This window comes from Paenibacillus tyrphae (assembly GCF_024158745.1).
In the GTDB taxonomy this organism is placed as follows: domain Bacteria; phylum Bacillota; class Bacilli; order Paenibacillales; family NBRC-103111; genus Paenibacillus_G; species Paenibacillus_G tyrfis_A.
In genome coordinates this window covers 106,254-120,056 of sequence record NZ_JAMZAW010000017.1, presented here as the reverse complement: position 1 = coordinate 120,056, position 13,803 = coordinate 106,254, and the positions used below count along the sequence as shown (strand labels likewise).

The 13,803-nt window shown below is 58.8% G+C and carries 11 protein-coding genes; all 11 read left to right on the top strand.

The genetic code is table 11. From position 1 onward, the window contains the following. The first annotated feature begins 80 nt into the window (after positions 1 to 80). Positions 81 to 863 (top strand): hypothetical protein, encoded by a 783-nt coding sequence (locus NI000_RS24170; protein WP_253413951.1) that lies wholly within the window; start codon positions 81 to 83, stop codon positions 861 to 863. A 105-nt stretch (positions 864 to 968) separates the two neighbouring features. After that, a complete protein-coding gene (locus NI000_RS24165) occupies positions 969 to 2,162 on the top strand; it encodes a helix-turn-helix domain-containing protein (protein WP_253413950.1) in 1,194 nt (397 codons plus the stop codon). A 107-nt stretch (positions 2,163 to 2,269) separates the two neighbouring features. Continuing rightward, positions 2,270 to 3,448, top strand: a complete 1,179-nt coding sequence (locus NI000_RS24160; RefSeq protein WP_253413949.1) for an ABC transporter substrate-binding protein — start codon at positions 2,270 to 2,272, stop codon at positions 3,446 to 3,448. Between the two features lie 93 nt (positions 3,449 to 3,541). After that, the gene (locus NI000_RS24155; RefSeq protein ID WP_253413948.1) at positions 3,542 to 4,423 is read left to right on the top strand and encodes a branched-chain amino acid ABC transporter permease; all 882 of its coding nucleotides are present in this window, start codon (positions 3,542 to 3,544) and stop codon (positions 4,421 to 4,423) included. A gap of 8 nt (positions 4,424 to 4,431) precedes the next feature. Next, positions 4,432 to 5,355: a branched-chain amino acid ABC transporter permease gene (locus tag NI000_RS24150; RefSeq protein WP_253413947.1), complete on the top strand. Its 924-nt coding sequence runs from the start codon at positions 4,432 to 4,434 to the stop codon at positions 5,353 to 5,355. After that, the gene (locus NI000_RS24145) at positions 5,348 to 6,127 is read left to right on the top strand and encodes an ABC transporter ATP-binding protein (RefSeq protein WP_253413946.1); all 780 of its coding nucleotides are present in this window, start codon (positions 5,348 to 5,350) and stop codon (positions 6,125 to 6,127) included. The genes NI000_RS24150 and NI000_RS24145 overlap by 8 nt, the downstream gene beginning before the upstream one ends. Then, positions 6,120 to 6,824, top strand: a complete 705-nt coding sequence (locus NI000_RS24140) for an ABC transporter ATP-binding protein (protein WP_253413945.1) — start codon at positions 6,120 to 6,122, stop codon at positions 6,822 to 6,824. Before NI000_RS24145 ends, NI000_RS24140 begins: the two co-directional genes overlap by 8 nt. A 115-nt stretch (positions 6,825 to 6,939) precedes the next feature. Next, a complete protein-coding gene (locus NI000_RS24135; protein ID WP_253413944.1) occupies positions 6,940 to 7,908 on the top strand; it encodes an agmatinase family protein in 969 nt (322 codons plus the stop codon). 255 nt (positions 7,909 to 8,163) lie between these two features. Continuing rightward, on the top strand, positions 8,164 to 9,822 hold the full coding sequence (gene hutU / locus NI000_RS24130; RefSeq protein ID WP_253413943.1) for a urocanate hydratase: 1,659 nt from the start codon (positions 8,164 to 8,166) through the stop codon (positions 9,820 to 9,822). A 128-nt stretch (positions 9,823 to 9,950) separates the two neighbouring features. After that, the gene (hutI, locus tag NI000_RS24125) at positions 9,951 to 11,234 is read left to right on the top strand and encodes an imidazolonepropionase (protein ID WP_253413942.1); all 1,284 of its coding nucleotides are present in this window, start codon (positions 9,951 to 9,953) and stop codon (positions 11,232 to 11,234) included. Positions 11,235 to 11,544: 310 nt separating this feature from the next. After that, the gene (locus NI000_RS24120; RefSeq protein ID WP_253413941.1) at positions 11,545 to 13,734 is read left to right on the top strand and encodes a purple acid phosphatase family protein; all 2,190 of its coding nucleotides are present in this window, start codon (positions 11,545 to 11,547) and stop codon (positions 13,732 to 13,734) included. The last annotated feature ends 69 nt before the right edge of the window (positions 13,735 to 13,803 follow it).

The following is a 13,803-nucleotide window of genomic DNA, read 5'->3' as shown; positions in this document are numbered from 1 at the left end:
GGTCTCCGCATAATGCGCGAGCGCAGGGCCTTTTTTGGTTTGCAAATCGATTATAGTAACGAAGGGAAGAAGCGAAAAAGATGAGTCACACCGACAAAATTACGGTAAACGATAAAGGATTGTCGATAGCGCATGACAGCTATGAAACCTTTATAGAGTGGACGGAAGTTTTCCGTATTCATTATTCCAGATTCGAAAGCGAATTGTACGAGGATCGAGGCTTGGTTTTTGATTATGAGAATGGGGAGTTCGTGGAAATCAGCGATACCGCCGAAGGCTGGGACACGCTGCTCGACAATCTTGAGCGTTACTTATTGATGGAGGATTCGATGTGGCGCCGGAAGATGGCCGATTGCCCGAACGAAACGGCGATCACGATCTACGTCAATGACCGGATGTTCCAACCGGAATGCGTGAAGACGTTGATGATCGGAGATGCGCCTCCCGGCGACGGCACGTTTTTCTTTAATGGCGATTCCGCACTGTTGGAACAGGTGAAGGAATCGTTCGCGATAGCTTTGGGAGAAGACGTTCCTGAAGACCACTGGGACTTTCTGCATTTTTTCAGAAGCAGAGAATGCTTCCTGATTCATCTGTGTCCCCGGTCGATCAATGAAGTGCCGGAAGTGGACAGGGAGCGGGTCAGACAACAAAGCGTCGATCGGCTCGCGCAGCAAATCGCCGACCATCGGCCGTCATCTATCGTCTGTTTGCATGGGGACAGCAAGCCATGGGTATTGTCCGCTCTGCAGTTAAGCGGTGTTCAAGTCGACCGTTGCGTGTCCGTTGCATCCTCGGCAGATAACGACAAGGACTCGTTTGTCAACGAGTTGGCCGAAATTGTAAGATACATTGCGGAATAACGCCCGCAGCAAAAAATTCCCTTGTCGCCACCCCCTGTCCTGCTGCGACAATCATGCTATATTGGATATGAGTTTTTTAACCGAAATAACCGTTAGGAGGCTCCCATGAGGCAAAATCCGACTCAAGCGACGTTTACCCACCTGCTGATCTCCGGTACGCTGGTCCACGAAGCGACGTTTGCGGAGATGCAGGCGGAGTTCGATATGTATCTCCGGCCCAATCTGGCGATGGTATTCTCGATGGACCGGTATCCCGATCTTGCGCTCGGCCAGCCCATCCAGTGGCGCGTCGATATCGGCCACAAGCTGATCGACGCACTGCATGCAGGCATCCAAGCGCCGTTCGTCTGGGTGTGGGTGGCCGAAGGCGTGCTGGCTTTGCTCGTTGAGCTGGGGACGAAGGACCGGCGCGATCCCGATCCCGCCAAGACCGCTTTCGCGATGGCGAAGCAGGTGCAGAAGCTGACCGACGTGCAGGGCTTTTCCGTCTCCGTCGGCATAGGCACCTTCTATGATAACCCGTACATGCTTCACTACTCATACGAGGAAGCGAAGGAGTCGATGATCGACCGCTTCTTCCAGGGCAATCGGCTCATTTTCCAATACGAGAAGCAAAAGCAGGACGGCGAGCAGCCGCACAAGCCGGTCTCGCAAGCGGAACGGACGGAGCTGATGGCCCGCGTTCGCCTGGGCGACGTGCACGGGGCGGTTTCGTACTTGCATCTGCTGCTGGAGCGCATGGGGCAGACGTACCGCGGCAATGTCGATATGTTCAAATCCGAGGTTATCGACCTCGTCATGCAGCTGACGCGCCTGTCGCTCGATGTGGGCGGCCATGCGCAGAGCATTTTGTCGGAGAACGCCCGGTTTATTCAAGATCTGTACATGACGATCCGCTATGACAAGTTCGTGGCCAAAGTTAGCGAGCACTGGAGCAAGCTGACCGCACGGATCGGCGAAGCGCAGACAGCGGAGGTGTCGCCGGTAATCCGGACGGCCATCGCCTACATGAAACAGCATCATCAGCGCAAGATTCCCCTCGAAGAGATAGCACAATATTGTTACCTTAGCACCTACCATTTCAGCCACCTGTTCCGCAAGGAAACGGGAAGCACCTTCGTCGACTACTTAAACAAGCTCCGAATCGAAAAAGCGGTCTATTACCTTGAAAACACCGATAAATCGGTGCAGGAGATCGCTTCGCTTGCTGGTTTTCAGGATTCCAATTACTTCAGCCGGCTGTTCAAACGTTATCTTCGCTGCAGCCCGAACGAATATCGCGCAGCAAAATTGTGCTAAACTTTCGCAAAATTCACTAGTGCTTTCGTAAGCGTTTACAAGTACGATAGGAGTGCACCGGGAAAGTTCACACTTCATTCACATACAGCAAAAGGGGGCACTTAAAGATGAAACGGTTTTCGATGTTTGCAGCGGGCGTCATGATGACTACATTCCTGCTCAGCGGCTGCGCAAGCGGCGGAGGGGCGACTTCTTCTTCGGCAAATGGAGGCGCTTCCAAAGAAGCGTCGGGCGACGCGATCAAGATCGGCTGGTTCGGTCCGCTGACCGGGCCGACGGCGACGGACGGCACGCACAGCCGCGACGCGGCGCTGCTGGCGGTCGAGCAGTACAATGCCGCCGGCGGCATCAACGGCAAGAAGGTTGAGCTTGTGGCGGAGGACGACCAAGGCAAACCGGAGGAAGCGATTAAAGCGGTGCAGAAGCTGGTGAACAACGATAAAGTGACGGCGCTCGTCGGCGGCGCTTACAGCGGCCCGACCAAGACGGCTGCGGCGAAGGTGCAGGAGCTGAAGGTGCCGATGGTCGTCGCGTATGCGGTGCATCCGGATGCGACCAAGGGCGGCGATTACGTGAACCGGGTCATCTATACGGGTCCGGTGCAGGGCCGGGCGATGGCTGAATATGCGGTAAATGACCTGAAGAAGAAAAACATCGCCGTCCTGTATGTGGACAACGACTACGGCAAATCGATCTACACGTCGTTCAAAGAAAACGTCGAGAAGCTTGGCGCGAAAATCGCGATCGATCGTCCGCACAAGATGGGCGACAAAGATTTCAGCTCCGTGCTGACGGCGGTCAAAGCGACGAATCCGGACGCGCTGTACGTAGTCGCCTATTACAACGAAGCGGCCGCGATCGTGAAGCAGGCGAAGGAAAGCGGCATTAACGCGCAGCTCCTTGGCGTGGACGGCTTCGATTCGCCGAAATATTTGGAGCTTGGAAAATCGAATACGGAAGGGTCCACCTTCACCACGTCGTTCTACACGACCGACAACCGCCCTGTGGTCCAGAAGTTCGTCAAAGCTTGGCACGACAAGTATAAGGGCGAGCCGGATATGCTGTCTTCGCAAAGCTATGACGCCGCGATGGTCATCCTCGAAGCGATGAAGAAAGCGGGCACCGACAAGGAGAAGCTGAAGCAGGCCATTAACGAAACGAGCGAGCTGGAAGGCACCTCGGGCCAAATCCGCTTCCGCACCGACCATGAAGTCATGAAGCCGGTGATCTTTATGACCGTGAAGGACGGCAAATTCCAATTCGTGAAATCGCAAATGTACAACTAAGAACAATCTGTCGGTCAAAGGCAAAGGGAGGAGGCCCTTGGGGTCTCCTTTCTTATCCCCGCGACCTCCACGGAAAGGAGTGAAGAACGGCTTATGCTGCTGCAACAGCTGCTAAACGGCATATCGCTCGGGTTCATCTACATCTTGATCGCCGTCGGCCTAACGATGGTATACGGCGTCCTCAAGCTGCTGCACTTCGCGCACGGCGTCATCTACATGATCGGCGCGTTCGCGGCGATGATCGGCATTACGTACCTGCACCTGCCGTTCTTGGCGGCCATCGTGTTCGCCATGGTCATCTCGGCCATCGCCGGGATGGCGGTCGAACGGTTCGCCTACCGTCCGCTGCGCGGTGCTCACCCCATCACCACGCTGATCAGCGGGATCGGGGTCGGCATTTTTCTCGAAAACCTGTTTCAAATCGTCTTCACGTCGGATACGCAGGCGTTTCCCGAGACCGGCATCGAAGTATCGGTCGTAAACCTCACCGAATCGATTTCACTCACGAATACGAAGCTGTACATCATCGCGGCCGGCATCGTCGGACTCGGCTTGCTGTACGCCTTCCTGAAGTTTACGAAGATGGGCCTAGCCATTCAGGCGACGGCACAGGACACGCGGGCCGCATCGCTGATGGGCGTCAACGTAAACCGCGTCATCTCGGTCACGTTCGTCATCGGATCGGCGCTGGCAGCCGCTGCGGGCGTGCTCGTCGCATGGAACTTTAACTCGCTGTTTCCGGCGATGGGCGCGATTCCGGGTCTTAAGGCGTTCTGCGTCGTGGTGCTCGGCGGCCTCGGCTCGATTCCCGGCACGATTGTCGGCGGCCTGATTCTCGGCGTCGTCGAATCGCTGAGCGACGGGTTCATGACCGGCATGGTCATCGACAAGGACGCCATCGCGTTTATCATTCTGATCGTCATTCTTCTCTTCAAGCCTTCCGGGCTGTTCGGGAAGAACGTCGATAAAGTGTAGGTGATCGTATGGATGCGCTGTTTAACCCTTACTACGTCGATATCGTCGTCTTTCTGATCATCTATATTTTGCTCGGCCTCGGCTTGAACCTCATTACCGGATACGCGGGCCAAGTGTCGCTGGGACATGGGGCGTTTTTCGGCATCGGGGCTTACGCCTCGGGGATTTTATCGGTAAAAGCGGGCTTGAACCCGTGGTTGGCCATCGCGCTCGCGATTGTCCTGACCTTCGTCATCAGCGCGGTGCTCGGGCTGCCGAGCTTGCGGGTGCGGGAAGATTTTCTCGCCATTACGACGCTCGGGCTCGGACTCATCATTCAGTCTTACTTCAAAAATTCCGAGCTGACCGGCGGCGCTTACGGCCTCGACTCGATTCCGGGGCTGTCGTTCTTCGGCATCGAGATGAAAAATGTCGGCTACCTGCTGTTCGTCGTGATCGTGCTTCTCGTCGGCATCTATGCGCTGCGGAAAATGACACGGTCGCGGATCGGCCGCGCCTGGATGGTTATCCGGGAGGACGAGACGGTCGCCGCTTCGATGGGCATCAACACGACGTACTACAAGGTGCTGGTCTTCGCGATCGGCGGAGCTTACGCCGGTGCGGCGGGCGCGCTGTTCGCCCATAAAGTATCGTTCCTCAGCGCGGATTCGTTCGGCTTTACCGTCTCGGCGACGGTGCTCAGCATGGTCGTGATCGGCGGGCTCGGCAGCATCCGCGGCACCTTGTTCGGGGTCACGCTGCTGTACCTGCTCCCGGAGCTGTTCCGGCTGTTCGACCTTCAAATGTTCGATATGAAATACCTCGATATGTACAAAATGATGTTTTACGGCTTGCTGATGGTTCTGGTCATGCGCTATCGCCCGAAGGGAATTTTCGGGCAGACGGGCATCAAGATGAAGCCGCGCGGCAAGGGAGGTGGCGGCCGTGCTTAAGGTGGAAGGCATTACGAAACGGTTCGGCGGCCTGACCGCCGTCAGCGGAGTCAGCCTGGAGGTGAAGCAGGGCGAGATATTGGGCTTGATCGGCCCGAACGGCGCCGGGAAGACGACGTTCTTCAATATTTTGACCGGTCTGTATCAGCCGAACGAAGGGTCCATCACGTTCGAAGGCAGGCCGATCCAAGGCCTGAAGCCGTTCCGCATCGCGCAGCAAGGAATGACGCGGACGTTCCAGAACATCCGGCTGCTGAAGGACGAGACGGTGCTGGAAAATGTCAAGGTCGGCATGTTCGGCCGCACGCGGTCCGGTCTCTGGTCGGCGATTCTCGGCCTCGGCTCCGCCAAGCGGGAGGAGCACGAGGTGACGGAGGCGAGCTTGCGGGTGCTGGAGCTTGTCGGGCTGCGGGGCTTCGAGCAGGAGCAGGCGGGCAGCCTGTCGTACGGCAACCAGCGGCGGGTGGAAATCGCCCGGGCGCTCGTTTCCGGCCCCAAGCTGCTGCTGCTCGACGAACCGACAGCCGGGATGAACGGGCAGGAGGTCCACGAGATGGAAGCGCTGATTCGCACGATTCGCGGCAGCGGGACGACGCTGATTCTGATCGAGCACAACGTCGGCATGGTGTGCAAGCTGTGCGATCGGGTGGCGGTGCTCGACCACGGCGAGAAGATCGCCGACGGCGACCCGCACGAGATCATGAACAGCCCGGCGGTCATCGAGGCGTACATCGGCAAGACGGAGAGCGAGGAGGGGATTCCCGTTGCTTGAGATCCGCAATTTGAACGTATCGTACGGCAGCATTCACGCCGTGAGGAACTTGTCTTTGGAGGTGAAGCAGGGCGAGGTGGTGACGCTGATCGGCTCAAACGGCGCGGGGAAAACGACGACCGTGAACGCCATTTGCGGTGTCATCCCTTCGAAGGGCTCCATTCTGTATCAGGGCAAAGACATCATCGGCCAGCCGACGCATAAACTTGTGGAGGCAGGCATCGTGATGGTGGCCGAAGGCCGGCGCATTTTTCCGAAGCTGACCGTGGAGCAAAATCTCCATATGGGCACTTATTCGCGGAAATCGGGCAAGGGCGAGCTGAAGCAGGAGATGGACGCCATCTATGCGATGTTTCCGCGGCTGGCGGAGCGACGGACTCAGCTCGGCGGCACGATGAGCGGCGGCGAGCAGCAGATGCTCGCGATCGGGCGGGCGCTGATGGCGAAGCCGAAGCTGCTCATCCTCGACGAGCCGTCGATGGGACTGGCCCCGATCGTCGTCAAAGGAATCTTCGAGACGATCAGGACGATCAAGCGCCAGGGGCTGACGATTCTGCTGATCGAGCAGAACGCGGCGATGGCGCTGTCGGTGGCGGACCGCGGCTACGTGCTGGAGCACGGCGAGATCAGCCATCACGACACCGCCGACAATCTGCGTTCGCAGGATGTCGTCAAGCAGGCTTATTTGGGCCATTAACGGTTAAGGCGGCTAATCTTACTTCGCCGTTAATCATACAGGAGGTTAAGCGGCGGGTTCTTCGGCGGCAAGGACGCCGATCGGAATCCGCGTTAAGGCAAAAGGAGGCTTATGCGTGAAAACGATTGATCTGTTAAACCCGCCGGAGCTGGCGCGGCGGTCGAACTGGCGCGACCGGTTCGAGACGAAGGTGGCCCAGTGGCTCACGCCGTGGGACGGGGAAGCGCCGGTCGACTTCGGCTTCATCGGGGTGCCGCTGTCCAAGACGTCGATTAGCGTCTCCGCCGCGTCGATGACGCCGAACGCGCTGCGCGAGCTGTTCGCGAACGTGACGACGTACAGCATCGACCACGACGTCGATCTGCAGGAGCTGAACGCCCGCGACCTCGGCGATATTCAAATGCACGTTACCGACCTGCTGCGCTGCCATGCGAACATCGAGCAGGGGCTGACGAACGTGTACGAGGCACTGCCGGAGCTGTTCCCGATTATCGCCGGGGGCGATCATTCGATCACGTGCCCGTCCGTCAAGGCGTTCCGGAACAAAATCGGCGGGCCTGTCGGCATCGTCCAGATCGATTCGCATATGGACGTGCGCAACCTGCAGGACGGCGGACCGTCCAACGGCACGCCGATCCGCGGGCTGATCGAATCCGGTGCCGTGGAAGGCAAGCATATCGCGCAGATCGGCCTGCACAGCTTCGCGAATTCGAAGCCGTACCGCGATTATGCGCGGGAGCAGGGAATTACGCAGTTTACGGCGCGGCAGGTCGCGCTGGAGGGCGTGGAGAAGTTCGTCGTTCAGGCGCTTGAAGTGGCCGGCAGCGGCACGGACGCCATCTACGTCACGGTGGATATGGATGTGCTCGATCAGGCCTACGCGCCGGGTGTTCCCGCGATGGTGCCTGCCGGGATGACGAGCTGGCAGCTGCTGGAGGCGGTGTTCATGCTCGGCCGCCATCCGAAGGTGAAGGGCTTCGATATCGTCTGCGTCGATCCGATGCAAGACCCGCGCCGGGCGACCGTGCGCACAGCGCTGCACGTCATTCTTAACTTTCTGGCCGGCACGATGAAGCGCGATTAGCCAAGGTTGTATAAATTCAGTGAAAAAGTTAGCGGAGCGGGCAGAATCGTTCTGGAGAAACGCTAGTGTTCGCCTTTGTCTCCGGATTTCAACCCTTAAGGGGGTTATATAATCCAGAAATCCGGATCCGGGGTCCCCGTAAAGTACTCTGATCAGCTTCTTCGAATGATCTTCACTTTACGGGGTGGAGCAGCGATCGGAAGAATGATCTGTCTGTGTAGCGCCTCACTTTTAAACCCAAGGGGAGAGATAACGATGGAAAATAAACGTACGATTCGCGCGCCGCGAGGCACGAAGCTGACGGCCAAAGGATGGCAGCAGGAAGCGGTGCTGCGCATGCTGATGAACAACCTGGACCCGGAGGTCGCCGAGCGGCCGGAGGATCTCGTCGTTTACGGCGGGATCGGCAAGGCGGCCCGCAACTGGGAAGCGTACGATAAAATCGTCGAGTGCCTGACGGAGCTCGAAGCGGACGAAACGCTGCTCGTGCAGTCCGGCAAGCCGGTCGGCATTTTCAAAACCCACAGCCAAGCGCCGCGCGTGCTCATCTCCAACTCCGTGATCGTGCCTGCGTTTGCGAACTGGGATACGTTCCATGAGCTGGATAAAAAAGGGCTGATGATGTACGGGCAAATGACGGCGGGCAGCTGGATTTACATCGGCACGCAGGGCATTCTGCAGGGCACGTACGAAACGTTCGCCGAAGCGGCGCGTCAGCATGCGAACGGTACGCTGCGCGGGACGCTGACGCTGACCGCGGGTCTCGGCGGCATGGGCGGGGCGCAGCCGCTGGCCGTCACGATGAACGAAGGCGTCGTCATCGGCGTAGACGTCGACGCGACGCGCATTCAGCGCCGGATCGATACGCGCTACTGCGACGTGATGGTGCACGATCTGGACGAAGCGCTCAAGCTGGCGCGCGAGGCGCAGGAGCAGGGCCGTCCGCTCTCGATCGGGCTGGTCGGCAACGCGGCGGAAATTTTCCCGGAATTCGTGCGCCGCGGCATCGTGCCGGATTTCGTCACCGACCAGACGTCGGCGCACGATCCGCTGAATGGCTACGTGCCTGTGGGCTATTCGCTGGAAGCGGCGGCGGCGCTGCGCACGAGCAACCCGGCGGAATACGTCCGCTTGTCGAAGCAGTCGATGGCGGCGCATGTGCAGGCGATGCTCGACCTGCAAAAGCTGGGCTCCGTCGTGTTCGACTACGGCAACAACATCCGTCAGGTCGCTTTGGATGAAGGCGTGAAGGACGCGTTCAACTTCCCGGGCTTCGTGCCGGCGTACATCCGCCCGCTGTTCTGCGAAGGCAAAGGGCCGTTCCGCTGGGCCGCGCTGTCCGGCGATCCGGAGGACATCTACAAGACCGACGAGCTTGTGCTGAAGCTGTTCCCGGAAAATGAGCACCTGCGCCGCTGGATCGAAATGGCGCGGGAGAAAGTGGCTTTCCAGGGCTTGCCATCGCGGATCTGCTGGCTCGGCTACGGCGAGCGCGTGAAGATGGGGCTCGCGATCAACGAAATGGTGCGCAGCGGCGAGCTGTCCGCGCCGATCGTCATCGGCCGCGACCACCTCGACTGCGGCTCCGTCGCCTCGCCGAACCGTGAGACGGAAGCGATGAAGGACGGCAGCGACGTGGTCGGCGACTGGGCGATCCTGAACGCGCTCGTGAACACGGCGTCCGGCGCAAGCTGGGTCTCGGTACATCACGGCGGCGGCGTCGGAATGGGCTATTCGCTCCACGCCGGTATGGTCGTTGTTGCGGACGGCTCCCAGGAAGCGGAAGAGCGGCTGTCCCGCGTGCTGAACACGGACCCGGGCATGGGAGTTATCCGTCATGCGGACGCAGGCTACGAGCTGGCGGTTCAGACGGCCAAAGAACGCGGCGTTCGCGTCCCGATGCTGGGCATTTAAGAAGGCGCGGCTGGCGCTTCGAGCGAGCCGGTTGAATAAAGCATTCTAGCTGCGGTTCGCCGCATGCTGCCATAATCCGTCCGGCCCGAACGATGTCGGGGCGGACGACTTTGTTGAGGTGATGGAAGATGGAACAACAACGGATCGATTTGCTCGTGCACAATATCGGCGAGCTGATTACGATGGCAGGGGAAGCGGGGCCGCGCACAGGCAGCCGGATGGCGGACGTGCCTGTTGTAAAAGGGGGCGCCGTAGCTGTACGCGATGGCGTCGTAGTCGCTGCCGGCCTCGAAGCAGACGTGCGCGCGCAGATCGCGGGCCTGCCGGTCGCGCAGGAGCTTGACGCCGGCGGCCGCTTGGTGACACCGGGGCTGGTCGACCCGCACACGCATCTGGTGCATGGCGGCTCGCGCGAGCACGAGCTGGCGATGAAGCTGCAGGGCGCGACGTATTTGGAAATTTTGGCGCAGGGCGGCGGCATTCTGAGCACGGTCCGCGCCACGCGGGGGGCGTCGGAGGACGGGCTGTACGCCAAGGCGAAGCGCAGCCTCGATACGCTGCTGCTGCAGGGCGTGACGACGTGCGAGGCGAAAAGCGGCTACGGCCTTACGCTGGAGGACGAGCTGAAGCAGCTTCGGGTGACGAAGCGGCTGAACGAAGCGCATCCGGTCGAGCTCGTCTCGACGTTCATGGGCGCGCACATGGTGCCCGAGGAATACAAGAGCCGCTCGGCCGATTACGTGAAGCTCGTGATCCGCGAAATGCTGCCGGAGGTGAAGCGTCTCGGACTGGCTGAATTCTGCGACGTGTTCTGCGAGCACGGCGTGTTCTCGCCCGAAGAGTCCGAGGAGATTCTTGCGGCGGCCAAGGCGCTCGGCTTCGGTTTAAAAATCCACGCCGACGAGATCGAGCCGCTCGGCGGCGCGGAGCTTGCGGGCAAGCTCGGCTGCATCTCGGCCGAGCATCTGCTGGCCGCGACCGACGCCGGGTTCGAGGCGATGCGCGATGCGGGCGTGATCGCCGTCTGCTTACCGGCGACCTCGTTCAACCTGCGGCTGAAGCAGCATGCCCGTGCGCGCCGCATGATCGAGCTAGGCCTCGCCGTGGCGCTGTCGACCGACTACAACCCCGGCAGCTCGCCGACGGAGTCGATCCAGCTCGTTATGACGCTCGGCTGCCTGAACCTCGGGCTAACGCCGGAAGAAGTGCTGACGGCCGTGACCGTCAACGCGGCGCACGCCATTAGGCGCGGCGACCGGGTCGGCAGCCTGGAGGTGGGCAAGCAGGCCGATCTGGTCATTTTCGACGCAGTCAATTTGGCGTATGTGCCATATCACTTCGGCATCAACCACGTGGATACGGTTGTCAAAGGCGGGAAAGTCGTCGTCCGGGATGGACGGTTGGCGTACTAGCCGGGCCGGACGAAGACGTTTCACAATTCCAATACAATGGGGACATTCCGCACGCTTGGCTTGAGGCGTATGGAACAGTCCCTTTTTCTCTTTGGAAGTGGCAGGTGGATTAATTTCATATGGGATTATTCCATATTGAAATTTTTCGCAATGAAAGCTACAATGGTTTTGTTTTCCATATAGTGGGATTTTATGGGACGAGGAGGGAGGGCGCACGAATTGATTTGATCGACGGTTAACTACTTCATTTATGAAGATTGGAGTGAAGTTGATGAACAGAGGGTTGAAGCGAAAACGATGGCCGATAGTATTGTCTCTGCTTCTGGTGTTCCAGCTGCTGCTTACAGGGGGAGCGACCTTGGCGGATGAATCCGAAGGCTCAGCGGCGCCTTCCGCCGGTCCCGCCACATTGCTAGCCGGAAACGCCACATGGCGCTATTTTGACAGAGGGAAAGATTTGGGCGGCGATTGGAAGAACGTTCCCTACGACGACTCCGCCTGGAGCTCCGGACAAGCGCCTTTCGGTTATCCGGCGGACACTGCAACTTCGGAGTTCGGCTCCGTGAAGACCGCCGTCAGCTATGGTCCGGACTCCAAAAAGAAATACCCGACCACGTATTTTCACACTACAGTTCATGCGGCCAAAGTAAGCGATTATCAGCAGATCCAAGGCACCTTCGGGGTGGACGACGGCGTCGTGCTCTATGTCAACGGCGAAGAGGCGTACCGCTTCAATATGCCGGAAGGGGACATTCGCTACGCTACGCTGGCCTCCGAGTCGAAAAGCGATCCCCGGACCGTAACGGCCGACCTGACCGCCGTTCTGAAAAGCAAGCTCCGCGACGGCGCGAACGTACTCGCGGCCGAGGTGCATCAGGGAAGCGCGGGCAGCTCCGACCTGTATTGGGATATGAAGCTCGTTGCGAATCCCGACGATTCGGGCAACGGCGGAAATCCGCAGAGCGGCAAGCCGACGGCGATCGCGCTGACTTATTACGACGATCCGAAAACCAGCATGGCGTTCGCCTGGTACACATCGGACAAGATTACCGGCACCCAATTGCAGGTCGTGGAAGCCTCGAAGCTCAACGGAAATTCGTTTCCGTCCACGGGAGTCCAAACGTATCAAGGCACTTCGCAAATCATCAGCGTATATTTGACGCTGGCGGATAAATCCAACCATAAGTCCACGAGCTTTTCCAGTCACAAAGCAATCGCCGATGGCTTGAAGCCCGGCACCGCCTATGCTTACCGTCTGGGCGACGGAACGGCGGGCAACTGGAGCGAGATCGGCACGTTTACGACGGAGCCTGCAAGCGACAACGGCTTTACCTTCTTGTATACGACGGACTCTCAAGCCAAGACGCAAGCCGACTACATGATCTGGAAAAACACGGTTCAGCAAGGGGTTCAAAAATTCCCGGATGCCAAATTCATCGTCAATACGGGCGATCTGGTGGACAACGGCGATGTGGAAGAGCAGTGGATGTGGCTGTTGAACGAGCCGAAGGACATTTTATCCCGCATTCCGCTGATGCCGATTCTGGGCAACCATGAAACCCAAAACTACAACAACTACGCCTACCACTTCCATCTGCCCAACAAATCGCAAACGGATGCCACCCCGGAAGGCTCGGTGTACGCTTTTGACTACGGTCCGGCCCATTTCATGGTGTTCAACACGCAGTATTCGGGCAGCTCCGACCCCGTCTTCAAGAAGCAGGTGGAGTGGCTTCGAAACGAAGTCGCCAAAACCGATAAAAAGTGGAAAATCGTCTTGTTCCACAAGTCGATTTATTCGGTAGCCAGCCATTCCGGCAGCACGGACGTCAAATTTTTCCGCGAGCATCTGGCGCCCCTGTTCGATGAGCTGGGTATCGACGCCGTCTTGTCGGGACACGACCATACGTACACCCGAAGCTACCAAATGTATGCCGGTCAGCCTCAAGAAGTGACAAAGGACGGCGAAGGTCATGTCTTGAACCCGAAAGGGACGGTCTATTTCGTAGGCAATACGGCAGGCCCGAAATTTTATAAGCCCAAAGATCAAGATTTCCCGTATGCGGCCGTATCCGGCCAGCCGAAAAAGCAAATGTTCACCGGGGTCACCGTCCAGGACGATACGCTGTCTTTCCAAGCTTATACGACGACGAAGGGCGGAAGCACGGAACGATACGACGCCTACAGCATTAAGAAAAGCGCCGCGAAGCCGAACAAGGTGGAAAACGCCAAAGCGACGCTGACGGCGGACGGGCAAGTCAAGCTGACTTGGACCGCTCCGGGCACGGGACCGGCTGTGGAGGGCTACCGCATTTACGAGCAAAATGATGCAGCGGGCCCGAATTGGACGGCCAAAGTCCGTCATGCCGACGGAACGACCACCTACAGCTATACCGTAGCGAAAAAGGACCCTTCTCAAACGTACCGGTTCGTGATCAAGGCGGTGAGTGGGAGGCTGAATTCAGACCCGGTCGTAGCCGAGTATGCGGCGGGGAAATGAGAACGGCGGCGGTCCGTGTACGGCCCGCCGGACCGGCCATAGATGTGAGAACCGCTCAAACGTTTCGGC